19 protein-coding genes are annotated in these 19,190 nt (G+C 63.0%); 7 read left to right on the top strand and 12 right to left on the bottom strand.

What is annotated here, in order from left to right:
• Window positions 1–23: 23 nt before the first annotated feature.
• A complete protein-coding gene (locus B3P22_RS21075; RefSeq protein WP_296272443.1) occupies window positions 24–431 on the bottom strand; it encodes a PaaI family thioesterase in 408 nt (135 codons plus the stop codon).
• Window positions 432–559: 128 nt separating this feature from the next.
• Between B3P22_RS21075 and B3P22_RS21070 the strand changes: the two genes are divergently transcribed.
• Together B3P22_RS21070 and B3P22_RS21065 are read left to right on the top strand one after the other, a co-directional pair.
• Complete coding sequence (locus B3P22_RS21070; protein ID WP_296272433.1) at window positions 560–2,275, top strand: proline--tRNA ligase; 1,716 nt, start codon at window positions 560–562, stop codon at window positions 2,273–2,275.
• A 20-nt stretch (window positions 2,276–2,295) separates the two neighbouring features.
• Complete coding sequence (locus B3P22_RS21065) at window positions 2,296–3,252, top strand: hypothetical protein (protein ID WP_296272432.1); 957 nt, start codon at window positions 2,296–2,298, stop codon at window positions 3,250–3,252.
• Window positions 3,253–3,294: 42 nt separating this feature from the next.
• Here the strand turns inward: B3P22_RS21065 and B3P22_RS21060 are convergent, their stop codons facing one another.
• The 3 genes from B3P22_RS21060 to B3P22_RS21050 are packed head-to-tail and all read right to left on the bottom strand — an operon-like array spanning window position 3,295 to window position 5,220.
• Window positions 3,295–4,116 (bottom strand): aldo/keto reductase, encoded by an 822-nt coding sequence (locus tag B3P22_RS21060; RefSeq protein WP_296272431.1) that lies wholly within the window; start codon window positions 4,114–4,116, stop codon window positions 3,295–3,297.
• Window positions 4,103–4,537 (bottom strand): VOC family protein, encoded by a 435-nt coding sequence (locus B3P22_RS21055; protein ID WP_296272430.1) that lies wholly within the window; start codon window positions 4,535–4,537, stop codon window positions 4,103–4,105. Before B3P22_RS21055 ends, B3P22_RS21060 begins: the two co-directional genes overlap by 14 nt.
• Window positions 4,538–4,539: 2 nt before the next feature.
• Window positions 4,540–5,220, bottom strand: coding sequence for a class I SAM-dependent methyltransferase (locus B3P22_RS21050; RefSeq protein ID WP_275547010.1), 681 nt, complete (start codon window positions 5,218–5,220; stop codon window positions 4,540–4,542).
• Window positions 5,221–5,442: 222 nt separating this feature from the next.
• On the opposite strand from B3P22_RS21050, the gene B3P22_RS21045 reads away from it, so the two are divergent.
• Together B3P22_RS21045 and B3P22_RS21040 are read left to right on the top strand one after the other, a co-directional pair.
• Window positions 5,443–8,541 (top strand): transglycosylase domain-containing protein, encoded by a 3,099-nt coding sequence (locus B3P22_RS21045; RefSeq protein ID WP_296272429.1) that lies wholly within the window; start codon window positions 5,443–5,445, stop codon window positions 8,539–8,541.
• 95 nt (window positions 8,542–8,636) lie between these two features.
• A complete protein-coding gene (locus B3P22_RS21040) occupies window positions 8,637–9,518 on the top strand; it encodes an alpha/beta hydrolase (protein WP_296272428.1) in 882 nt (293 codons plus the stop codon).
• Window positions 9,519–9,529: 11 nt separating this feature from the next.
• On the opposite strand, the gene B3P22_RS21035 is transcribed toward B3P22_RS21040, so the two are convergent.
• The 3 genes from B3P22_RS21035 to B3P22_RS21025 all read right to left on the bottom strand — a co-directional run bounded on the left by B3P22_RS21035 (window position 9,530) and on the right by B3P22_RS21025 (window position 12,927).
• Window positions 9,530–9,742: a VF530 family protein gene (locus B3P22_RS21035; protein ID WP_296272427.1), complete on the bottom strand. Its 213-nt coding sequence runs from the start codon at window positions 9,740–9,742 to the stop codon at window positions 9,530–9,532.
• A 98-nt stretch (window positions 9,743–9,840) separates the two neighbouring features.
• A complete protein-coding gene (gene putP, locus B3P22_RS21030; RefSeq protein ID WP_197855101.1) occupies window positions 9,841–11,325 on the bottom strand; it encodes a sodium/proline symporter PutP in 1,485 nt (494 codons plus the stop codon).
• Between the two features lie 468 nt (window positions 11,326–11,793).
• Window positions 11,794–12,927 carry a GNAT family N-acetyltransferase gene (locus tag B3P22_RS21025; RefSeq protein WP_296272426.1) on the bottom strand — a complete coding sequence of 378 codons (1,134 nt, stop codon included), beginning with the start codon at window positions 12,925–12,927 and terminating at the stop codon, window positions 11,794–11,796.
• Window positions 12,928–13,303: 376 nt separating this feature from the next.
• On the opposite strand from B3P22_RS21025, the gene B3P22_RS21020 reads away from it, so the two are divergent.
• A complete protein-coding gene (locus B3P22_RS21020) occupies window positions 13,304–14,401 on the top strand; it encodes a porin (protein ID WP_296272425.1) in 1,098 nt (365 codons plus the stop codon).
• A gap of 156 nt (window positions 14,402–14,557) precedes the next feature.
• On the top strand, window positions 14,558–15,253 hold the full coding sequence (locus B3P22_RS21015; protein WP_296272424.1) for a DUF2057 family protein: 696 nt from the start codon (window positions 14,558–14,560) through the stop codon (window positions 15,251–15,253).
• 95 nt (window positions 15,254–15,348) lie between these two features.
• On the opposite strand, the gene B3P22_RS21010 is transcribed toward B3P22_RS21015, so the two are convergent.
• The 5 genes from B3P22_RS21010 to B3P22_RS20990 all read right to left on the bottom strand — a co-directional run bounded on the left by B3P22_RS21010 (window position 15,349) and on the right by B3P22_RS20990 (window position 18,737).
• On the bottom strand, window positions 15,349–15,777 hold the full coding sequence (locus B3P22_RS21010) for a hypothetical protein (RefSeq protein ID WP_197855095.1): 429 nt from the start codon (window positions 15,775–15,777) through the stop codon (window positions 15,349–15,351).
• A gap of 74 nt (window positions 15,778–15,851) precedes the next feature.
• The gene (locus B3P22_RS21005) at window positions 15,852–17,015 is read right to left on the bottom strand and encodes a CynX/NimT family MFS transporter (RefSeq protein ID WP_296272423.1); all 1,164 of its coding nucleotides are present in this window, start codon (window positions 17,013–17,015) and stop codon (window positions 15,852–15,854) included.
• A gap of 100 nt (window positions 17,016–17,115) precedes the next feature.
• On the bottom strand, window positions 17,116–17,928 hold the full coding sequence (locus B3P22_RS21000) for an SDR family oxidoreductase (protein ID WP_296272422.1): 813 nt from the start codon (window positions 17,926–17,928) through the stop codon (window positions 17,116–17,118).
• A 98-nt stretch (window positions 17,929–18,026) separates the two neighbouring features.
• On the bottom strand, window positions 18,027–18,401 hold the full coding sequence (locus tag B3P22_RS20995) for a DUF2784 domain-containing protein (protein ID WP_296272421.1): 375 nt from the start codon (window positions 18,399–18,401) through the stop codon (window positions 18,027–18,029).
• A 6-nt stretch (window positions 18,402–18,407) separates the two neighbouring features.
• Window positions 18,408–18,737, bottom strand: a complete 330-nt coding sequence (locus B3P22_RS20990; protein ID WP_296272420.1) for a DHCW motif cupin fold protein — start codon at window positions 18,735–18,737, stop codon at window positions 18,408–18,410.
• 191 nt (window positions 18,738–18,928) lie between these two features.
• Between B3P22_RS20990 and B3P22_RS20985 the strand changes: the two genes are divergently transcribed.
• Entirely contained in the window at window positions 18,929–19,153 is a 225-nt protein-coding gene (locus tag B3P22_RS20985) for a DUF2061 domain-containing protein (protein ID WP_275546939.1), read from the top strand.
• The last annotated feature ends 37 nt before the right edge of the window (window positions 19,154–19,190 follow it).

The following is a 19,190-nucleotide window of genomic DNA, read 5'->3' as shown; positions in this document are numbered from 1 at the left end:
TTCTTTATTTACGCTTCAGCAATTTAGAGAGGCAAAGCGTAAGTTCCCGTTACATGCGCAACCAACTCATTCTCATTTCCATCCGAATATAACGAAACTTCGCAAACAGCCTGACGCCGACTCAACCGCAATATGCGCGCTTCGGCCAACAAATCGACCGGTTTGGGTTTGATCAAAAAGTTGATATTGAGATTGGACGTCACTGCCATCTCTACCCGCCCCAGGCGCCCCAGCACCACCGCATACATCGCTGCATCACCCAGCGCCATGATGGTTGGACCGGACAGCGTCCCGCCCGGGCGCACCAGTTTGGCGTGAAAGGGCACCCGCGCTAGCACGCCCTTCTCGTCGAGCCGGTCGATCCGCAGATCGATGTCCTCGGCCATCGGCAGCCCACCCCGAATCAGGGTTTGGACTTCAAGCGCAGTCAGCCCCACTATTATTCCTCCTGGTGAACGCAGCAGCGCTCGTAGCCCCGCGCCACGCCTGTACGCCACTGTATAGGCACCGTACAATGCCGGCCTATTCCAAGCCCTAGCAACCGACAGAACGGCCAAACATGCGTACCAGTCAGTTCCTGCTCTCGACCCTGAAAGAAAACCCTTCCGATGCCGTGGTGATCAGCCACCAGCTGATGCTGCGTGCCGGCATGATCCGCAAGCTGGCCTCCGGCCTGTACACCTGGCTGCCGATGGGCCTGCGCGTGCTGCGCAAGGTCGAGACCGTGGTGCGCGAGGAGATGAACGCCGCCGGCGCGCTGGAAGTGCTGATGCCCGCCATCCAGCCGGCCGAGCTGTGGCAGGAATCCGGCCGCTGGGTGCAGTACGGCCCCGAGTTGCTGCGTGTGAAGGATCGCCATGATCGCGAATTCTGCGTCGGCCCGACCCATGAGGAAGTGATCACCGAACTGGCCCGCAACGAGCTGAATAGCTACAAGCAGCTGCCGATCAACTTCTACCAGATCCAGACCAAATTCCGTGACGAGATCCGTCCGCGCTTCGGCCTGATGCGCGGTCGCGAGTTCATCATGAAGGACGCCTACTCCTTCCATGCCGACCAGGCTTCCCTGCAGGAAACCTATGACCGCATGCACCAGGCGTACTGCAACGTGTTTACCCGCCTGGGCCTGAATTTCCGCCCGGTACAAGCCGATACCGGCTCCATCGGCGGTACCGGCTCGCATGAATTCCATGTGCTGGCCGACTCCGGCGAAGACGATATCGCCTTCAGCGACAGCTCCGATTACGCTGCCAATATCGAGAAGGCCGAAGCCCTGCCGCGCGAGAAAGAGCGCCCTGCGCCGAGCGAAGAGCTGCGCCTGGTCGATACCCCCGACGCGAAAACCATCGCTGCTCTGGTCGAAGGCTTCAACCTGCCGATCGAGAAGACCATCAAGACCCTGATCGTTCATGCTGCCGAAGAAGGCAAGCTGATCGCGCTGGTGGTGCGTGGCGATCACGAGCTCAACGAGATCAAGGCCGCCAATCTGGAGCAGGTCGCCAATCCGCTGACCATGGCCACCGATGCCGAGCTGCGTGCCGCCATCGGTGCAGGCGCCGGCTCTCTCGGCCCGCTGAACCTGCCGCTGCCGGTGATCATCGACCGCTCCGTGGAGCTGATGAGCGACTTCGCCATCGGTGCCAACATCGATGACAAGCACTATTTCGGCGTCAACTGGGAGCGTGATCTGCCGGTTCCGACCGTGGCCGATCTGCGCAATGTCGTCGAAGGCGACCCCAGCCCGGACGGCCAGGGCACGCTGGTGATCAAGCGCGGTATCGAGGTTGGCCATATCTTCCAGCTCGGCACCAAGTACAGCGAGGCGATGAACTGCCAGGTTCTCGGCGAGAACGGCAAGCCCGTCACCCTGACCATGGGCTGCTACGGCATCGGCGTATCGCGCGTGGTGGCTGCGGCCATCGAACAGAATTTCGACGAGCGCGGTATCCGCTGGAACGATGCCCTGGCGCCGTTCCACATCGCCCTGGTGCCGCTGCGCTACGAAACCGAGCAGGTCCGCGAGGCCACCGACAAGCTCTACGCCGAGCTCACTGCAGCCGGCTTCGAGGTGCTACTGGACGATCGCGACAAGAAAACCAGCCCCGGCATCAAGTTCGCCGATATGGAGCTGATCGGTATCCCGCACCGCGTGGTGGTCAGCGACCGTGGACTGGCCGAGGGCAACCTCGAGTACAAGAGCCGTGCCGAGACCGAAGCGCAAGCCGTACCGCTGGCCGAGATACTGTCCTTCCTGCAAGCCCGTATCAGTCGCTGATCACGCCCTACCGAGACATCATGTACACGAGCAGCAACCTTTGCCTCATCGGCGCCGCCCTGTGCGGCGCCGTCTTCCTCAGCGGCTGCGCCAACCAGCTGCCGCAACGCAGCGAGCATGAGGAGCGCGTCGAACGCAAACTGCTGGATCACCAGCTGCAGATCGATGCCGGCGAGCCCAAGGTATTGGAGCTGCCGCAACGGCGTATTCGTGTGCATGACCAGAAGAGCTTCGAGGTCACGGCTTTCGAGGTGACCCGCCGCTACGACCGCTACACCCCTTACCAGCCCTGGCGCGAGATCTATGAAGTGCCGATGGGGGCGGTCGCGGTGGTTGCCGGTGTCGGCGCGAACATCCTCAACGTGGTGTTGCTCGGCAGCTTGCCGGAAACCGCGACCCGCGACTGGATCAGCTACGGCATGGCCGGCCTCAACCCGTTCATGAACGTCGAGTCCAATGGTCGTGCCGAACAGAACCTCGCCAGCATCGACGAGGTTCAGCGCGATCGCCGCATGGAATACATCAACCTGCCCTGGGCCGAACGCCCGGTTCAGGTCAGGACGGGCGATCAGCAGTTCGAGCTGCTCACCGACAGCACCGGTGTGCTGCGCCTCAATCTGCTGGACAGCCCGTTCACCGAGCAGGACATCACCCGTCTGAACATGCTGCAGCTAAGCGTGGAAGACCGCCTTGGCGATGATGTCGCACGTGCCGAAACGACGCTGATGGTCAGCCACACTCTTCGCGGCAAGCTGCATGAAGCGCATGACCTGATCTTCGACGACCTCGAAGGCGACGACGTGGCCCAATGGGTGCACCGGGTCAAGCGCCTGTCCGATCTCGACCTGGAGGAGGAAGCCAGCGAGCTGGAACAGAGCCTGATCGAGCTGACGCGCAACGACCCCGAGTTACAGGACGCCTTCCTCAAGGCGCTGCTCAAGGACGCCGGACGCCTGGCTGCCGATCCGGCCAACTGATTCCAAACGACATCCTGTCGCTTTACGATCAGTAGCGCCCTTTCAGACCATCTCCAGCGGCCGCTTGCCACGTGGCGGCGCAAAGGCCGCATCGAGCAAGGCCAGGTCGTCCGCACTCAAGATGATGGCAGCCGCCGCGGCGTTGTCGCGCAGGTGCGCGCTGCCTACGGCCTTGGGAATCGCAATCACGCCGTCTTGCCTGAGCGTCCAGGCCAGCGCAATCTGCGCCGGCGTAGCCCCATGCCGCTCAGCCACCTGTCGCAGCACGGGTTCATGCAGCAAGGCGCCCGCCTGGCTCAGCGGACAATAGGCCATCAGCGGCATGCCGGCGCGCTGTTGCCAGGGCAGCAGGTCATACTCGATGCCGCGCGCCTCCAGGTTGTACAGCACCTGGTTGGTCCGGCACGCTGGCTGATCCAGCTCGAGCAGATCGTCCAGGTCGAAGTTGGAGACGCCCCAGGCGCCAATCTTGCCCTGTTCACGCAGGCGCTCGAAACCTTCGACGGTTTCCGCCAGCGGATAGCGGCCGCGCCAGTGCAACAGGTACAGGTCGATGCGCTCGCAACCCAGGCGCTTCAGACTGCGCTCACAGGCCGCCTGAACACCTTCCACGCTGGCGTTGTGCGGATAGACCTTGCTGACCAGAAACACCTCGTCCCGACGCCCGGTGATGGCCTCGCCCACCACCTGCTCCGCGCCGCCCTCGCCATACATTTCGGCGGTATCGATCAGACTCAGACCGAGATCGAGCCCCTCACGCAACGCCGCGACTTCACGCGTACGCTGGCGCTCGTCCTCGCCCATACGCCAGGTCCCCTGGCCGATCACCGGCACCTGTGTGCCTGCCAACTCAATTCTGCGCATCGATAGCTCCCCCATGGGTTGTGACCAGGTCATATCCCTCGCCACGCCATTGCAGCAGGCACAGCCCGTGACCGAAGGGATCACTCAGCGTGGCCAGGCGCCCCCAGTCATATTCATGGATTTCACCTTCCTGCTGTGCGCCTGCACCCAGTGCCCGAGCCAGCGCAGCGTCGAGGTCAGCGACGACCAGATCCAGGTGCAGCGGCATCCAGTGCCGGCGATAGTCGCGCTGCACGTCTGCCTCTGGGCAGGGTCGAGTGGCGGCCACCTTGTGCAGCAAATAGAGCGGTACGGCTGCGCCGAGCATCTCGACCACCGAGCCGTCGAACAGCACGCGCCCCACGCTTAAGCCAAGACCCTGCTGATAGAAGGCCACCGCGGCCGGCAGATCGGGAACGTCGAGGTTGAGCAGCAGTTGCATGATCAGAGTGGCTTGAGCAACAACAGCAAGGACACCGGCTGCACGCTCTCGGGATGCAGCGGCTCCTGCAGCCATTCGAGCCGCCAGCCGGTCTCACCGATCAGCGACAGCCAGGACTGGAGGGTGCGGAAGAACCAGGGCATGGGCGCCTGAAAACCCTCGCCGAAACCGACGAAATCCTCGACCCGCCAACCGTCCTGATAGGGCTCGCCATGGCTGGCGCGCCAGGGATGCAGGGTCTGGATCAACAGGCTGCCACCAGGTGCGAGCAACGCGTGCAGGCTGCGCAGGAACGGCTGCAGCGGCTCCTCGAACAGGGCGAAATTGCACACCAGCACCTCGAAACGCCCAAGTTGCTCGGCATGCGCCTCAAGCTCGGCATACCCACAGACGCGGTACTGGCTGCGCCCGTCGCACGCTGCGCGGGCTGCTTCGATCAGCGGCGCAGAGGCGTCCACCCCGACCGGCTCGATGCCATGCTCGGCCAGACCACGGCACAGCCAGCCCTCGCCGCAACCAATATCCAGCACTCGCTTGGGTTGCAGCGCCAGAACGGCCTGGATGATGGCCGCATCGGTGACCAGGCGCCGGCTTTCGATACGCTGTTCGCGCACTGCGGCAGCCCAGGCATCGGCGTTGGCCTGCCAGCTTTGCTGAAGCTGTTCACGATGGTCGCGCTGCATGCCGATTCCCTGCATCGATGCAATCCTGCGAGTCTAGCAGGCCTGCTCGCAATCGAGGTAAAAGCCGCGCAACCTGCAAAAAGCGCCAGCCAGACGCCGCGCCAGCGTCTACGCTGATAGTGAGGCAGACGAGACGACCGCAGCCCAGCCGACCCAGGGTCAGCTTCCGGCAAGAGGCAATCTCGCGGTTTATATGATGCTGACAGACCAGGCCGGTGATTTATGGGCGCATCATGGCAAGTGAATTCGCAGCAGCGTGAACTGGCCTCATCGGCCAGCGCACAAGCTCAGCGAAAGCCGGCTTCGGCAGGGCGTCACTGGCGTCTGAGCCTGTATTTGCTGCTGGTATCGCTGGTGCTGGCTGGCACCGCGCTGCTGGTGTTCGAATCGCGCAGCGCACATTTCCAGTCGCGCGAACTAAGCCGCTATGCCGCAAGCCTCACCTATCAGGTCGAACCCGGCCCCAGCGAAAACATCCTGTACCCGAGCGATGGCCCCTTCGACAAACGCCAGGGCTATGCCTACCTGCCACTGATGCTGGAGCGCCTGCAGCAGCGCGATCACCAGATCACCGAGCAGGCGCGTTTCTCCGACGAGCTGATGGCCTACAGTCGCCGCGGCCTGTTCCCACCCTTTACCGAGAAGAGCCAGAGCGGCCTGACCATCAGCGACTGCCGCGGCACGCCCTACTACGAGTTTCGCTACCCGCAGCAGGGCTACGCCGACTTCGCCAGCATCCCGCCACTGGTGGTCAACAGCCTGCTGTTCATCGAGAACCGCCACCTGCTCGACCCGTCGCAGCCGCTGGCCAACCCGGCGGTGGACTGGCCGCGCTTCGCCATGGCGGCGCTATCGCAACTCGGCAAGATGCTCGACGTGCAGGACCAGTCCGCTGGCGGCAGCACCCTGGCCACTCAGCTGGAGAAGTACCGCCACTCGCCAGACGGGCTGACACTGTCTGCCGGGGAAAAACTGCGGCAGATGCTGTCCGCCAGCGTGCGCGCCTACCAGCACGGGCCGCAGACACTGGAGGCGCGCCAGCGCATCGTCCGCGACTACCTCAACAGCGTGCCGCTGTCCGCCGCGCCCGGCCACGGTGAGGTGCACGGCCTGGCCGATGGCCTGCGCATCTGGTACGGCGCCGACTTCGAGCGCAGCAACGCCCTGCTCGATCCGCGCCGCTCGCCCGACGCCAGCCTAGCCGAGCGTGGCCTGGCCCTACGGCAGATGCTGTCGTTGATGATCGCCCAACGCCGGCCCTCCTATTACCTCGCGCAAGGGCGACACGACATGGAGTCGCTGACCGAAAGCCATATTCGTCTGCTCGCCGGCGGCGGCCTGATCGATGCCGACCTGCGCGACGCGGCCCTCGCGCAGAAACTGCAATATCGCGACTGGCAACAGGAACCCAACCTGCGTGCGGTGGAAAGCGACAAAGGCATAAGCGTGGCGCGCTCACGCCTGTCCAACCTGCTGGGCATGCCGTTCTACGACCTCGATCGCCTCGATCTGGCTGCGCGCAGCACCCTGCAGCGCGATCTGCAGCAGCAGGTCAGCACCTACCTGCAGGACCTGGCGAATCCGGAATTCGCCGGGCAGATCGGCCTGTTCGGCGAACGCCTGCTGTCGCCGCAGAAGACTGCTGAAGTGCGCTACAGCTTCACCCTGTTCGAACGCACGCCGACAGGCAGCCGGGTGCGGGTGCAGACCGACAGCACCGACCAGCCTTTCGACATCAACGAAGGCAGCAAGCTGGAGCTCGGCTCTACCGCCAAACTGCGAGTGCTGGCCACCTATCTGGAAATCATCGCCGAGCTGCATCAGCGCCACGCCGACAAGAGCCCGGCCGAGCTGCGCCAGGTGGAAATCGCCGAGCAGGATTACCTCAGCCGCTGGGCCATCTCCTATCTGCAGGCCAACCCTGGCGCTGGCCTGGCCAGCATGCTCGAAGCCGCGCTGGAACGGCGCTATTCGGCCAGCCCACATGAGCGCTTCTTCACCGGCGGCGGGCTGCATATCTTCGGCAACTTCCGCCGCGAGGACAACGGCCGTAACCCGACCCTGCGCGAGTCGTTGCGCGAGTCGATCAACCTGCCCTTCGTACGTCTGATGCGCGACCTGGTGCGCTACAGCAGCTACCAAAGCAGCGCCGAATTGCTCAAGGACGACAAGGATCCGCGCCGTCAGGAATACCTGCAGCGCTTCGCCGACCGCGAGGGGCGCACCTTCCTGCTGCGCTTCTGGCGCAAGTACCAAGGCCAGGCAGAGCAGCAGCGCCTGGAGACCTTCATCAGCGGCCTGCGCCAGACCTCGGTGCGCCTGGGCGCCGTGCATCGTTATCTGCTGCCGCAGGCCGACGAGGAAGCTTTTGCCACATTCCTGCGCGCGCAGCTGCCGCAGGAAAAACTCAGCGACCAACGGATCGCTCGCCTCTACAAGAATTACGGCCCCGGAGCCTACAGCCTACCGGATCAGGGCTACATTGCCCGCGTTCACCCGCTGGAACTGTGGTTGCTGGGTTACCTGATCGACAATCCGCAGGCGAACTTCAACGACGCCGTAGCCGCCAGCGTCGACGAGCGTCAGGAAGTCTACGGCTGGCTGTTCCGCAGCCGGCACAAGAGCGCGCGTGACAGCCGCATCCGCATCATGCTGGAAGTCGAAGCCTTCTCCGACATCCACCGGCGCTGGAAGAACCTCGGCTACCCCTTCCAGCATCTGGTTCCATCGCTGGCCACCGCCTTGGGCAGCTCCGGTGACCGGCCGGCAGCGCTCGCCGAACTGATGGGCATCATCCAGAACGACGGTATCCGGCAGCCGGTACTGCGCATCGACGAGCTGCACTTCGCCGCCGACACGCCTTACGAAACGCGGGTCGAGCGCGATATTCATGGTGGCAAGCGGGTGATGCAGTCGGAAGTCGCCGCGGCGCTGCGCAACGCCCTTTCCCAGGTCGTCGAAGGCGGTACCGCGCGGCGCCTGCAGGGCAGTTTCCAGTTGCAAGACGGCCAGAGCCTGACGCTCGGCGGCAAGACCGGTACCGGCGACAATCGCATCGAAAGCGTCGGTGCAGGCGGCCGGGTGATTAGCTCCAGGGCGATGAACCGCACGGCCACCTTCGTGTTCTTTCTCGGCCCGCGGCACTACGGCACCCTCACCGCTTTCGTACCGGGGCGTGAGGCCGAGCGTTTCACCTTCACCTCGGCGTTGCCGGTACAGGTGCTCAAGGGCATGGCGCCGATACTCGCGCCCTATCTCGAACCGGGTAGCGCCACGCTCTGCGATACGGCGCTGAGTCCGGTGCAGATCAGCAGGCGGTAATACCCGGTAACCACAGCGGCCGGCGACTGGCGAAACCCGGCATCGGTTGTGCAGTCCATCGCTGCATCATTCGTTGCTGTTCATGAGTATCCCCGATGCGCTCATCCTGGTTTGCCCTGCTACGCCGCCGTCGCCTGAGCCTGATCGTGATGGCCTGCCTGCTGGTGCTGATACCCGTTGGCTGCGCCAAACTGGAGCAGACCGAGCGCGAGTTGGTGTTTCGCATCGAGCCCGGTACCGCCCGCTGGTTCAGTGGCCTGCCCACCGGCATCGAGGACGTGCAACTGCAATCGCCGAACCTGGGCGCCGATGAAAGCCTGCACGCCTGGTGGTGGCCGGCAGCCCGCAAGGATGCCCCGGCGCTGCTCTATCTGCATGGCTCGCGCTGGAACCTGACAGGCCAGCTGTTTCGCATCGAGCAGTTGCACGCCATGGGCTTCTCGGTACTGGCGGTGGATTATCGCGGCTTCGGCCAGAGCCGTGGCGCCCTGCCCTCCGAGCGCAGCGTCTATCAGGACTCGCTGATTGCCTGGGAACACCTGGCTCGCCTGCAGCCCGAAGCGGACAAACGCTTCATCTATGGCCATTCGCTTGGCGGCGCGGTAGCCGTCAATCTGGCGCACGAACTGGCGGGCGAAGATCGAGCGCAGGCCGCCGGCCTGATCGTCGAATCCAGCTTCACCAATCTGGGCGATGTGGCCGCCGCAGTGGCCAACACCTCGCTGCCGGTTCGCTGGCTGCTGTCTCAGGAGTTCGATTCGCTGAGCAAGATCGGCGAGGTCGGCATCCCGGTGCTGATCGCGCATGGGCGCAACGACCGCTACGTGCCCTCACGCTTCAGTGAAGCGCTGTTCGATGCGGCCAGCGAGCCGAAGCAGTTGCTGCTGATCGAGGGCGCCAACCACAACAACGGCCTGCGCATGGCCGGTAACAGCTACCGACAGGCGTTGCAGGCGCTGGGGCTGGAGATCAACTGACCCGCGCGATTTCAGGACTTGAATTGCTGCAGGTAGAGCTGTTCGACCTTGGCCCGCGCCCAGGGCGTCTTGCGCAGAAAGGTCAGGCTCGACTTGGTGCTCGGCTCATGCTTGAAACAGCGCACATCGACCTCTCGGGCCAGCCCCTCCCAGCCGATGCGCTCCTCCAGCGCGGTGAGAATCGCCTGTAAGGTCAGGCCGTGGAGTGGATCATTGCTGGTCATGAGAGCATCCGTCGAAAATGGTAGGCATATCTTAGAGCCGCAAACGAAAAAGGCGATGACTACCTGGTAGTCATCGCCTTCGAGTCAAGCCGGCAAGGTCAGGCCGACTTGTATTCGCTCTCGGCCTTGTCGAAGCGGCTCAGCATCGACGGGCTCGGCGCTTGACCGATACGGCTGAAGATGACGATGGCCAGGGTGGCGAGGATGAAGCCCGGAATGATCTCGTACAGACCCAGACCAATCCAGTTCTTCCACACGATTACGGTGGTGGCGCCGACCAGCATACCGGCCAGCGCGCCGTTGCGGGTCATGCCCTTCCACAGCAGGGACAGGATGACCACCGGCCCGAACGCGGCGCCGAAGCCGGCCCAGGCGTAGGACACCAGGCCGAGTACACGGTTGTCCGGATTGGCAGCCAGAGCGATGGCGACCAGCGCCACCAGCAGCACCATGCCACGACCGACCCAGACCAGTTCGGTCTGCGAGGCACCCTTGCGCAGGAAGGCCTTGTAGAAGTCCTCGGTCAGCGCACTGGAGCACACCAGCAGCTGGCAGCTCAGGGTGCTCATCACCGCAGCCAGAATGGCGGACAGCAGGATGCCGGCGATCCACGGGTTGAACAGCAGCTTGGCCAGTTCGATGAACACGCGCTCCGGGTTCTCGCCGACCGGGCCGGCGACTTCCGGGTGCGCCGAGAAGTAGGCGATGCCGAAGAAGCCTACGGCAACCGCGCCGGCCAGGGTCAGGACCATCCAGGTCATGGAGATGCGGCGCGCAGCCGGGATCGACTTGACCGAATCGGCGGCCATGAAGCGCGCCAGGATGTGCGGCTGGCCGAAGTAGCCCAGGCCCCAGGCCATCAGCGAGATCACGCCGACGAAGGTCGCGCCCTTGAGCATGTCGAAGTTGGTAGGATCGACCGCCTCGATGGCAGCCATGGCCGGATCGAAACCGCCGGTGGCGATCATCACCACCACCGGGGTCAGGATCAGCGCGAAGATCATCAGCGTGGCCTGCACGGTATCGGTCCAGCTCACTGCCAGGAAGCCCCCGATGAAGGTGTAGGCGATCGTCGCAGCGGCGCCGGCCCACAGTGCGGTCTCGTAGGACATGCCGAAGGTGCTCTCGAACAGGCGGGCACCGGCTACCACGCCGGAGGCGCAGTAGATGGTGAAGAACACCAGGATCACCAGCGCCGAAAAGATGCGCAGGATGCGGCTGTTGTCTTCGAAACGGTTGGTGAAGTAGTCCGGCAGGGTCAAGGCATTGCCGTTGTGCTCGGTTTGCACGCGCAGACGGCCGGCAACGAACAGCCAGTTGAGGTAGGCACCCGCCACCAGGCCGATGGCGATCCAGCTTTCGGAGATGCCGGCGACGAAAATCGCGCCCGGCAGGCCCATCAGCAGCCAGCCACTCATGTCGGAAGCGCCGGCGGACAGCGCGGTAACGAAGCTACCGAGGCTGCGGCCACCGAGAATGTAGTCGGAAAGGTTCTTGGTACGCAGATAGGCGATCAAGCCGATCAGCACCATGGCTGCGATGTACACCACGAAGGTGACGAGCATTGGAGTACTAGCTGTCATTTGGGGGGCTCCCCTCTCGTTTGTTGTTCTTGGGCACCGTGCCCGGCTTGGCAAAGCGCACCCGCGTTCGCGGATACGGGGCTCCGGTTTCTTTCCTCGTCACACCGATGCCTGGCGAGCACGATCAGGGACAGATACCGGCGCAGTGAAAATCTCCACCACTTCGTCACTGCATCGGCAAGTGCCTGAGCACTTTCCCTGACCTCCCTGGCTTACGCCTGCGGCCACCGAATCGCGTTACCACCCTACTTCGGCTGCATGCACGTCTATTATCGGTCTAGCCCAGCAAAGCTGGTCTGACCAATCGGCGCAGACAAAACGGTCGTAACGAAAGTGAAGGGCGGAATTTAGTGGCAGAGGTGAACGGGCTTCTTGCTGAAAGCTCTGGAGTTTTTGCAGAAATCTCCGACACGGGGAACTTCCGGCAAACAGCTGTTTCGGCGCCAGCACGATAACCTGATCGCTCGATCAGTCCCCACTGGCCTGGCGAAAAGGCAGATAACCGCGCGCCTGTTCCGCGTAAGCCCGCACGCCAGAGCGCTCCTGTTCGAGAAACTCGGCGACTGCAGCATACAACCCTGGGTGACAGAGATAATGCCACGAACGGGTGATGACCGGCTCGAAACCGCGTATCAGTTTGTGCTCCCCCTGGGCCCCGGCGTCGAAGCGTTGCAAACCTTCGGCGATGGCCAGCTCCATGCCCTGATAGAAGCAGGTTTCAAAATGCAGGCGGTCGAACTCGGCCAGGCAGCCCCAGTAGCGGCCGTAGAAGGTTTCGCCATCGACCAGGCTAAAGGCCATGGCCAGCGGCCGCCCCTGCTGCCGCGCGAACACCACGCGGATCATCTCCGGCATGCGTTCGGCCAGCAGGCTGAAGAATTCCCTTGTCAGATAGGGTGCCTGGCCGCGTACATGATAAGTGTTGGCATAGCAGTGGTAGACGAAGTCCCAGTCCGCCTCGCTCAACTCATGGCCGCGTCGCCAGTCGAAATCGATGCCCTGCCCCGCGACCTGCTCGCGCTCCTTGCGCATCTGCTTGCGCTTACGCGAGCTGAGCGCATCGAGAAAGTCCTGGAAATCGCGATAACTGCGGTTGTGCCAGTGGAACTGGCAGCCGAGGCGCTCGAGCCAGCCCTCGCGCCCTTCGAACAGTTCATCGCAGGCGGGGCGGGTGAAGTTGACGTGCAGACCCGACAGGCCCTCCTCTGCGAGACCCGCGGCCAGGGAATCGAGCAGTCTGCCGGCGCTTTGCGCGTCGCCCAGCAGGCGTGCCCCGCTAACGGGTGAAAAGGGTACAGCCCCGAGCAGCTTGGGGTAGTACGCAATGCCCGCACGGCGGCAGGCGTCTGCCCAGCCGTGGTCGAATACGTATTCGCCATAGGAGTGCTGCTTGAGATAGGCCGGCATGGCAGCCCGGACCCCGCCCTGATCATCGAGCCAGAGGCGGTGCGCCGACTGCCAGCCGCTGCGCCCACCCACACTGCCGCTTTCCTCCAACGCAGCGAGGAAGGCGTGGCGCAGGAAAGGTTGTGAATCGGTCAGCAACGCATTCCATGGGCCTGCGCTAACGCTGGACAGCGAATCGGCAACGAACAAGGTCACAACTGCACTCCAGAAAGGGATGGGTTCTCCCTGAGCGAATCAGGTTATCAGCACGTCAATAGAACAGGAATCCGCTCGGGGCGAGAGCAACATGACGAAATTTCATCCAGGACGTGGCCCACGCTGCGCTTTTCTCGAAACTTTAACAATGCCCCTATACAGTCGCCGCGGGACTTCTCCGACCCCCTTAAAAACAGCCTAAAAGATTCAAAAAAACTTCCTAAGCATATGTTTTTAAAAAAGTTCCCCTGACTCGAAAATGTCACACGGCAGCAAGCCTTCTGTCATATCGGATTTCCATAATCGCCTCCGTCCAAACAGACGATGTCATGCCACAGGCAATGACGGCGTTTCATAAAACGAAGGAGTTTTTTCGATGAAGATGAAGTTGATTGCGGTTGCTGTGGGTGCTGCTCTGGCGGTACCGGCTGTGGCAATGGCAGACGTGACCGTCTATGGCCGTGCACATGTGTCGGTGGATTACCTCGATGATGGTGCCAAGTACTCCGAAACCAACCTGTCGAGCAACTCCTCGCGACTGGGCTTCAAAGGCGACCACGCCATCAACCCGGATCTGAAGGCGTTCTTCCAGATCGAACAACAAATCAACTTCACCACTGGCGCCTCGAGCGGCGGTACCGACTTCGCCACCCGCGACACCTTCGTGGGTCTGAGCAGCAACTTCGGCGCCATCCAGGTCGGTCGTTTCGACAGCCCGTTCAAGGTAGCCCGTGGTCCGTTCAACCTGTTCGGCGACCAGGTCGGCGACATGAACAACCTGGCTCGCGTCACCGCCGGCCGTCTGGACGAGCGTTACGACAACACCATCCAGTACACCACCCCGGACTTCAACGGCTTCAACGTTAAAGTGGCCTACTCGATGTACAAGGGCCAGTCGCTGAACATCACCGACACCCCCGCCAACAACGAAGACAGCGATGCCTTCAGCACCTCGCTGAACTACATCGGCGGCCCGCTGGAAGCCTCCCTGGCCTACGAGAAAGTGGAAGAAGACACCCTGCGTGGCAAGGCTGACTCCGTCCGCGCAGCCGTTGCCTACAAGCTGACCGATGCCTTCAAGCTGGTCGGTTTCTACCAGAGCACCGATTTCGAAGGTGTATCCGGCACCACCAGTGCTCAGCGCGACGCCGGCACCTTCGACGTCTACGGCATCGGTGGCGAACTGGCGATTGCCAAGAACACCGCTCTGAAAGCCACCTATATGACCAACGACAGCGACGCCGACAACTCCGATGCCGACATGTGGGTCGTGGGTATCGAGCACAAGCTGGACAAGGCCGTGCGCGTCTACGCCAACTACGCCGTCGTCGACAACGATTCCAACGTCGCCTACTCGCCGTGGATGCAGTCGCGTACCGCTACCCCGAGCAACCAGTCCATCGTTAACGGCGTGAACGAAGCCGCTGGCGAAAAAGCTGCCGGCTTCACCGTAGGTCTGCGCTACGACTTCTGATCCCGCTTGCGGAACAGATAAAACAAACCGGGTTGCTCCGCGAGGGGCAGCCCGGTTTGTCATTTAACTGACACCTGGCCGTCTTATTCTTGTTTCCGGAATGTCATCGACCCCAGCCCGCCGAGCATCGGCGGACCTTCGTACTTAGGAGTTTTCATGCGCCGCTTGTTCGTAATCGCCATGGCTGGCCTGCTGGCCGCCTGCGCCCAGCAACCCAAAGTCCAACTGTATTCCGGCGCACCGCTGCCGCAGAACCAGGTCCTCACCGTGGTCGTACCCGGCGAGCTGGAAATCCGCAGCATCAATGGCCAGCCCTACTCCGCCGCCATTGCCGCTTCCGGCCTGAACGACAAGGAGCTGCTGCTGCAGCCGGGCGCTTACCAGATCCACGCTTTCTACAAGAACGGCTTCGACATCGCCGGCGGCATGAGCCACGAAGTGGTGCGCAGCCGCACCGCCATCTTCACCATCGACGGCAAGCCCGGCGATCTGTGGCGCCTGGAGTTCAAGCGTCCGGCCAACCTGGCCGAAGCCCAGAAGTTCGAAGAAGACTTTCCGGCCTGGGCCGTGAACACCCGCACCGGCGAACGCAAGGACGCCGAAGCAGGTAATCGCAACGTTTCGGCATTTAGCGTACTGATGGGCTCCAGCGAAGTCGCTGCGCAGGCCACCAACGTCGCACCGCTGGGTGCCACCGCAGCGACCGCACCACAGGCGGTCGCTCTGACTCCGGCTCCGGCCCAGGCCGCTGCCCTGCCGCATAACGACGCCACCCTGACCACCCTGCAGCAGATGTGGAACCTGCTCACGCCGGAAAGCCGCAGCGCCTTCCTCAAGTGGGCTCAGCAGTAACCCAAACCGAGGGCGCTCCTGCCACGCGGGAGCGCCCTCGACAGCCCGCGACAGCGCCGGTATCTGCCATTTATAGCTGTACCGAAAACTCTGTCTCAGCTACGCAACATTCCCTCTCGCTCCCACGCACAGCGCACTCGCAGCGCACCTTCCTGGGGGCTGTGAAAGCCGTTGTCGGATTCCCAGCGAAAGGTATGCAGGCCGTTCAGTTCGGTTTCCAGATGCACCACGGCACTGGTCCAGTACAGGCGCTTGAGTAGCGCCTCGAAGGCTTCGATCCACAGGTTCCACTCATACTCCACTGCGCCGTAGCTGGCGCCGAAGTGGATTACCTGGGTCTGGTAAAGGCCCGCCCCCGGCAGCTCGCAGAAAGAGAACATCTCGCGCCCCAGAAAGGGCCAGAGATCGCCCGAGGGCAGTTCGGCCAACACGCCATGGTTGGTTTCACGGCGCAGACGACTCTGCTCGGGGTCATCCGAGGGCCAGTCGCGGATGCAGCCATAGACGATGGATTCGGACTCCACACCGGCACTCCTGAAAAAGCAGCAAGCCTTCTAACACAGCACGCCAGGGCAAGAAAGGAACGGGAGCGAATTCTTCAGCGCGCCTTGCGCCTGCTACGCCCCAGCAACCAGGCCACCAGCGTCATCACCAGCGCCAGCGCAGTGAGCACTGCGAACGGCAGGCGGTAGCTGCCGGACAGATCGCGAGCCAGGCCGGTCAGAATCGGCGTCAGGCAGCCAAGGCAGTAACCGGTGAACAACATCATCGCCGTCCAGCGGCTGACCGCCATCGGCGAGCCGGCTTCGTACAGCGGCAATACCAGCGACAGGGCGAAGGAGCCGCCCAGCGAAAAGCCCAGGATCAGCGCCCAGAGCTCCGGAACGAAACGCGGCATGAAGGTGACCATCGCCAGACAACCGCAGGTAACCGCGCCGCAAGCCAGCAGCAGCGGGTAACGGGCGTTGTAGCGCTGCGCCAGCCAGGGCAGCAGGAAGGAGCTGGGCAGCCCCATCAGCATGGCCAGGCTGAGCAGCGAGTTACTGCGCAGCACGCTCAGCCCGGCTTCGTGGTAGCGCGCCACGGCCCAGGTCGCGATGGCATAGAACAGCCCCGCCTGAATGGCGAAGAAGCAACTGATCAGCCAGGCGCGTGGCTGCCGCCAGGGCAGGCCGGCGCTCTCCTGCGCCTCGGCAGCGCCCACCTGATTGGGCAACCACAACCAGAGCATCACGCCGAGCAACGCCGGCGCGGCCCACACCGCCAGGCCCAGGTGCCAGGCATCGCCGAACAGTGCGGTAGCCGGCGCCGTGAGCACCGCACCGCCGGCACCGCCGATGGCCATGCCCAGCGAGTACCAGCCGACCACGCGCCCCATCTGGCTGGCGAAATGGCGTTTGATGAAGCCCGATAGCAACGGCCCGGCAACCGCTATGCCTGCGCCCAAGGCGATGGCGCTGCCGATCAGCACTGCACTCTGATGCGCGGCCAGACGCGCCAGCAGCGCCAGGCCGATCAGCCCGAGGCAGAGCACGATGGTGCGTTCGAGCCCCCAGCGCACGGCCAGGCGCGGCGCCAATGGCGCCAACAGCCCCATGCACAGTACCGGCAGGGCGGTGGTCAGGCTGATGAAACTGCGGCTCAGGGACAGCTCGGCGGCAATACGCTCGATCAGCGGTGCGAGGGAGGTGATGCCGGGGCGCAAATTGATCGCCGCCAGCACCAGGGCCACTAGTAGCAGGACCCGAGGGACTGGTTTCACAAATGTTCCATGGTCATGACGGCAGGCAGGCCGGGGCGGCCACCCTACCCCTGCAGGCCGCGCCAGGCAAGCCTGCAGGCATGAATAACTGACTTATCGGTCAGCTGGCGGATTTGGCCTTGCCGCGCATTTTTTCGGCCATCTTGGCCATCTCGTCGTACAGCGCCTGCGGGTTCTTCTGCTTGATTGCCCAGGCCATACGGCCCATTTCATGCGGCAGGATCATGAAGCTGCCCTTGGCCATTTCATCGTGGATATAGTCAGCGATGTTCGCCGCAGTGATCGGCGAACTTTCCAGCAACTTGCCCACCTGGGCCTTCATCGCTGGCGTCGGGCCACGGAAAGAGTCCAGCAGGTTGGTCTGGAAGAAGGATGGGCAGACCACATGCACGCCGATCTCCAGCTGGCGCAGTTCCACCAGCAGGCTTTCCGACAAGGCCACCACGCCGGCCTTGGCCACGTTGTAGTTACTCATGCCCGGCCCCTGCATCAGCGCGGCCATGGAGGCGATATTGACGATCTTGCCCTTGCTCCTTTCCAGCAGCGGCAGGAACGCCTTGCAGCCTTTGACCACGCCCATCAGGTTGATCGAGATCTGCCAGTCCCAGTCCTCCAGCGACAGCTCGCTGAAGAAACCACCGGAGGCGACGCCAGCGTTGTTGACGATGACATCGATACCGCCGAACTGCTCTTCGCAGGCCTGCGCCAGGGCGGTCAGCTGACTGTAGTCGCGCACGTCGCAACGACGGGTGAAGCCGTCGCCGCCCGCTTCGCGCACCAGCCCCAAGGTTTCCGCCAGGCCGGCTTCGTTGACGTCGGCCAGCGCCAATTGCCAGCCCTCGCGTGCCCAACGCAGGGCAATTTCGCGCCCCAGGCCGGAGCCCGCGCCAGTGATCATCATGCGGTTTTGCATAGCAGCCCTGCCTTCATTGTTTGGTTGCGATGGCTGCAGTGTAGCGAAGGAGATAAAGGGTCCGAGCCTTCATCAGGCTTATGAATAGGCTGGGCTAATCAGGCGCGCGGCCCGCTGCGCCAGCGCCAGATCAGCCAGGCGTAAACGGCCAGGTTCACCAGCACGACGATGGCTCCCAGCCAGAGCTGGATTTGCGGCGTGAGCCCGGCCGGGTAGATCAGCGGTATCAGGTAATGCTCGATGAAGCCGCCCTCATATCCAGCTTGCCCCGCCGCTCGGCGCAACTGATTTTCCCAGGGCGTCAGCGGGCAACCCAGATGCAGGCACTCCACGACGATACCCCAGGCCACTGCGGGCAGGTGCAGCCAGAGCAAGCGCGGCCAGCGCAGCAACAGCAAGCCACCGAGCAGCACGAACAAAATGAAGCCCAGGTGCACCAGCACCAGCGCATCGGCAGCTATACGCCAGAGCATCGCGACTCAGTCCACCACGAACAAGCGCGCGCCAGCCGATGTCGAGGAGCGATGCGCTTCAGCACCATCGGCCACCTGATAGCTCATACCGGGCTTGAGCACGAATACCCGGCCATCTTCCAGCTCGGTAATCAGCTCCCCCTCCAGGCACAACAACACGTGCCCCTTATGGCACCAGTGGTCAGCCAGATAGCCCGGTGAATATTCGACCATGCGTACCCGCAGCGCACCGAACTGGCAGGTGCGCCAGCGCGCTACGCCACGCTCGCCCGGGTGCTCGGTAGCAGGCATCGCGCTCCAATCCGTCACACCGAAGGGGATATCACTGATTTGCATGGTTTGGCTCCATCGAAATAGAGCCTCACCTTAACGCAGCGACCCACCAGTCGAATAAATAGGTAATTACTTTTATGCGAACAAAATCAATTTAGAGCGACTATCAAGGTCATGCACACGCCACATTTCCCGAGCCGAACGAACAGGAATAGCCTTCCCACAAGACGAAATGATTCTCAACGAGGTGCATCATGCTCAAGACACTGACCTTCACCATCATGCACTTCTGCATTGCCTTCGGCGTCACCTACGTACTGACCGGCAGCGTTGCAGCCAGCAGCCTGGTAGCGGCAATCGAACCGCTGTGCAATTCGGTGGGCTTTTACTTCCACGAAAAGGTCTGGCAGCGTTTCGAGCGCAAGCGTCAGCCTGCGCCGGAACGCCCCAAGCATGCCTGGCTGCATCATCACGCCTGAGCGAACGCGCCTGCGCTTCGCCAGGCAGGCATGACTA

The sequence above is a fragment of the Pseudomonas sp. UBA6323 genome (assembly GCF_002439135.1).
Lineage (GTDB): Bacteria > Pseudomonadota > Gammaproteobacteria > Pseudomonadales > Pseudomonadaceae > Aquipseudomonas.
The sequence above is the reverse complement of the archived record's forward strand: the minus strand, read 5'-3'. Positions and strand labels throughout refer to the sequence as shown.

Bases quoted from the DNA above. Each gene is read 5' to 3' on its own strand.
- B3P22_RS21070 (WP_296272433.1), top strand. From the start codon at position 560: ATGCGTACCAGTCAGTTCCTGCTCTCGACCCTGAAAGAAAACCCTTCC.
- B3P22_RS21065 (WP_296272432.1), top strand. From the start codon at position 2,296: ATGTACACGAGCAGCAACCTTTGCCTCATCGGCGCCGCCCTGTGCGGC.
- B3P22_RS21060 (WP_296272431.1), bottom strand. From the start codon at position 4,116: ATGCGCAGAATTGAGTTGGCAGGCACACAGGTGCCGGTGATCGGCCAG.
- B3P22_RS21055 (WP_296272430.1), bottom strand. From the start codon at position 4,537: ATGCAACTGCTGCTCAACCTCGACGTTCCCGATCTGCCGGCCGCGGTG.
- B3P22_RS21050 (WP_275547010.1), bottom strand. From the start codon at position 5,220: ATGCAGCGCGACCATCGTGAACAGCTTCAGCAAAGCTGGCAGGCCAAC.
- B3P22_RS21045 (WP_296272429.1), top strand. From the start codon at position 5,443: ATGGGCGCATCATGGCAAGTGAATTCGCAGCAGCGTGAACTGGCCTCA.
- B3P22_RS21040 (WP_296272428.1), top strand. From the start codon at position 8,637: ATGCGCTCATCCTGGTTTGCCCTGCTACGCCGCCGTCGCCTGAGCCTG.
- B3P22_RS21035 (WP_296272427.1), bottom strand. From the start codon at position 9,742: ATGACCAGCAATGATCCACTCCACGGCCTGACCTTACAGGCGATTCTC.
- putP (WP_197855101.1), bottom strand. From the start codon at position 11,325: ATGACAGCTAGTACTCCAATGCTCGTCACCTTCGTGGTGTACATCGCA.
- B3P22_RS21020 (WP_296272425.1), top strand. From the start codon at position 13,304: ATGAAGATGAAGTTGATTGCGGTTGCTGTGGGTGCTGCTCTGGCGGTA.
- B3P22_RS21015 (WP_296272424.1), top strand. From the start codon at position 14,558: ATGCGCCGCTTGTTCGTAATCGCCATGGCTGGCCTGCTGGCCGCCTGC.
- B3P22_RS21000 (WP_296272422.1), bottom strand. From the start codon at position 17,928: ATGCAAAACCGCATGATGATCACTGGCGCGGGCTCCGGCCTGGGGCGC.
- B3P22_RS20995 (WP_296272421.1), bottom strand. From the start codon at position 18,401: ATGCTCTGGCGTATAGCTGCCGATGCGCTGGTGCTGGTGCACCTGGGC.
- B3P22_RS20990 (WP_296272420.1), bottom strand. From the start codon at position 18,737: ATGCAAATCAGTGATATCCCCTTCGGTGTGACGGATTGGAGCGCGATG.
- B3P22_RS20985 (WP_275546939.1), top strand. From the start codon at position 18,929: ATGCTCAAGACACTGACCTTCACCATCATGCACTTCTGCATTGCCTTC.